General features: G+C 40.4%; 4 protein-coding genes and 1 pseudogene. 4 read left to right on the top strand and 1 reads right to left on the bottom strand.

Annotated elements, in window-relative coordinates; genetic code table 11:
* The 4 genes and pseudogenes from BHC51_RS12715 to BHC51_RS05255 form a co-directional block, all read left to right on the top strand.
* Positions 1 to 550, top strand: a pseudogene (locus tag BHC51_RS12715) (hypothetical protein); the annotation flags it as partial.
* Positions 525 to 1,241, top strand: coding sequence for a hypothetical protein (locus tag BHC51_RS05245; RefSeq protein ID WP_100153506.1), 717 nt, complete (start codon positions 525 to 527; stop codon positions 1,239 to 1,241). The pseudogene BHC51_RS12715 and the gene BHC51_RS05245, both read left to right, overlap by 26 nt.
* The gene (locus BHC51_RS05250) at positions 1,222 to 1,620 is read left to right on the top strand and encodes a hypothetical protein (RefSeq protein WP_037492245.1); all 399 of its coding nucleotides are present in this window, start codon (positions 1,222 to 1,224) and stop codon (positions 1,618 to 1,620) included. Before BHC51_RS05245 ends, BHC51_RS05250 begins: the two co-directional genes overlap by 20 nt.
* A 50-nt stretch (positions 1,621 to 1,670) precedes the next feature.
* The gene (locus BHC51_RS05255) at positions 1,671 to 2,201 is read left to right on the top strand and encodes a hypothetical protein (protein WP_100153507.1); all 531 of its coding nucleotides are present in this window, start codon (positions 1,671 to 1,673) and stop codon (positions 2,199 to 2,201) included.
* 120 nt (positions 2,202 to 2,321) lie between these two features.
* Here the strand turns inward: BHC51_RS05255 and BHC51_RS05260 are convergent.
* Positions 2,322 to 2,912 (bottom strand): IS3 family transposase (locus BHC51_RS05260; protein WP_143558785.1); only part of this gene is annotated, 591 nt, incomplete at its 5' end.

Genomic DNA, 2,912 nt, shown 5'->3' on the forward strand with positions numbered 1-2,912 from the left:
GAATATAGCCTATCTGGATACCGCCCTTGGCATATTATGGGCAGGAGATATTGGTACCGCAGCATTAGAAACTGCTGCGCTGCATGCCGACTATGCCAAAAACGCAGCCAGACACATAACAGCCGGAAAAGTTTACAAAATCACCTGCTCAGGCGCAGAAGCACAGTATTTTTGTAAAGACATCAATAATGTTAACGATACCATAGAAGCCAGTGATGCAAGCAAACTAACCAAAGAAAAAAATAAAAATGCCCCATTTGAAGGAACTGCTATAGAAATATATGATTACAACGAAATCATGGATGGCAAATCAGTATTGATTTCTAATCCGAGCATCTACAACAACGAAGAAGCCGCATTCAGAAATGCCATCAAACAAAATCCCGAAGCAGCAGCCAATGGCAATCTTTATGTAGTGGTCAACAACCCCACTGTAGAAGTTATCCCCGGTCTGGGCGAAGTCGGCTTTTATGCATTCTACGACAAACTCAACGAATGGATGGGTGGCAGACTGCCATTAACCAATGCAGAAAAACCAATGCAGCACTAAAATTACTGGCGCGAAAGAAACCAACACCACCATCAACAGTAATAACCATAGTCGCGGTTCACTCACAGACAAAGTCAGCAACGCCTATTTGCAGAATAGATTAAATGCAACTGACATACCGATCGAAAAAACCAAATTTTTAGGGCCAGCAGCAAATATAGCTGGACAATATAAAATGCTCGAAAAAAATGGCTACATTGATCCGGATGGCATTAACAGTACCTTATTTCTGGCTAACAACAGTACCGATTTTGTTGGTGGGCTGGTAGGCTATAATCCAGTAACCGCAGGGCAGTGTATCGGCAGCCCGCTAGGCTCATGTTATAGCCACAGCAGCTATAATGGTGACTACTATCTTAACGAGTATTTGAAAGATCCGGATGGTAAAGAATATATTGATAAAAACACCGGTAAAAAGATTAAAAATCCAGAATTTGACAAAATTGAAAAAACCGTAGTCAAACCTCAAGAGGATCAAAACGGACGTATTGTCAATCCAACCGTCGCCCGGGCGGTGGTCATTGATGCAGATGGGAATATGAATCTGGTTGATAGACAGGGTAATGTGACCACCTTAGATAAATGGACACATAGACCAATTAGAACCACCCAGATACCAATACATGAAGTTAATGGCAAACGTTATTTTAATTTTGAAGGAAAAAGATACCATGCAGATCCACCGCGCTAAACCAAAATTACTGCTTTTAACAGGCTTAAGTATACTATTAACCGGCTGTAGTATATCCGATTGGTATAATGGCTATTATGCGGAAAGAACCGCTATTATAAAAGCACATAAAGAAAGAGATGCTTACTACAATGCTGAATCCCCAGAAATGAAGGAACTGAGGAAAAAAAATGATGCATATTGTACGGAATTAGCCTCAAGGCCGGAAAATCGGGTTGTGGAGAGAGGTTATAAGAACCGAGTTTTTAATGAAGCAATGTATCGTGTTTGTATGAGAGAACGCGGAACCCCCACTTTTAGTACTTATGAATCAATGCAAGAGGCAAAACGGCGAGCTGAGCGAAGAGCGCGCGGAGAAATAATACCTGAGTATTGGTAAAGCGCGTGTGATAGTAGCATCATTTTTTATCTTATAAATAAAGAGATATCATGCAGATCCACCGCGCTAAACCAAAATTACTGCTTCTAACAGGCTTAAGTGTACTATTAACCGGATGCAGTATATCCGACTGGTATAATGGCTATTATGCGGAAACAGCCTCTATTAGAAGAGTACATAAAGAAAGAAATGCTTACTACGAAGCTGAATCCCCAGAAATGAAGGAACTGAGGAAAACAAATCAAACATACTGCTCTGATCTGGCCTCAAGGCCGGAAAATCGGGTTGCAAAAAAAGGTTATAAAAATGGTGTATCTAATACTCCTATGTATATAAGTTGTATGGAAAGACGAGGTACCCCAACATTTGAAACTTATAAATCAATGCAAGCGGAAAAACGGCGAGCTGAGCGAAGAGCGCGCGGAAAATGTATCGGTTCATGTTACAGCCACAGCAGCTACAATGGTCACTACTATCTTGACGCGTATTTGAAGGATCTAGATGGTAACGACTGTATTGATAAAAACACCGGCAAGCCGATTTCAAATCCAGAATTTGATATAATTTTAGAGGCACTGTAATAGAACCCAAAAAAGATCCAAATGATCAATATAACAATCCAACCCTAGCTCAGGCAGTGGTGATAGATGCAGATGGGTATTGTAAATACCCCAAACTTAGTACAAGATTCAAGTAGAAAATTATGCTGCTTGTTTTAGGGTTTTATATTCAATCGGCGTCATATTATTTAATGCTTCATGAGGCCTTTCCGTGTTATAAATGGTTAGCCATTCTTCGGTTACCTTTCTTGCTTGTTCCAGATTATTAAATAGATATAAATCTAGTACCTCTGTGCGATAGGTGCGATTAAATCGTTCAATATATCCGTTTTGATATGGGCTACCTGGTTGAATATAATCTATGGTTATACCATGTGACTTTGCCCAGTCGATGAATGTTTTTCCGGTAAATTCCGGTCCATTATCCACTCGTATTTTGAGTGGATAGCCATGATATTCGGCCAGTTTATCTAGGTAACGGGTAATCCTGCCAGCAGGTAAACTAACCGCAATATCAATGCCTAACGCCTCACGATTAAAGTCATCTATCACATTGAAGGTTCTAAAACGCTGTTGATTGCGACTGCTGTCACTCATAAAATCCATTGACCAGCATTCACCTTGTTTATTGGGTGCTGATAGCCTTTCTGGGCTTCGTGGAGGAATGCGTTGTTTACGCTTTACCCTGAGATTAAGCTTTAATTCACAATACACCCGATACACACGTTTATG

Origin of the sequence: Snodgrassella alvi, assembly GCF_002777745.1 — a bacterium.
Taxonomy (GTDB): Bacteria; Pseudomonadota; Gammaproteobacteria; order Burkholderiales; family Neisseriaceae; genus Snodgrassella; species Snodgrassella alvi_D.

Coding starts and splice junctions, on each gene's coding strand:
- BHC51_RS05245 (WP_100153506.1), top strand. CDS start 525: ATGCAGAAAAACCAATGCAGCACTAAAATTACTGGCGCGAAAGAAACC.
- BHC51_RS05250 (WP_037492245.1), top strand. CDS start 1,222: ATGCAGATCCACCGCGCTAAACCAAAATTACTGCTTTTAACAGGCTTA.
- BHC51_RS05255 (WP_100153507.1), top strand. CDS start 1,671: ATGCAGATCCACCGCGCTAAACCAAAATTACTGCTTCTAACAGGCTTA.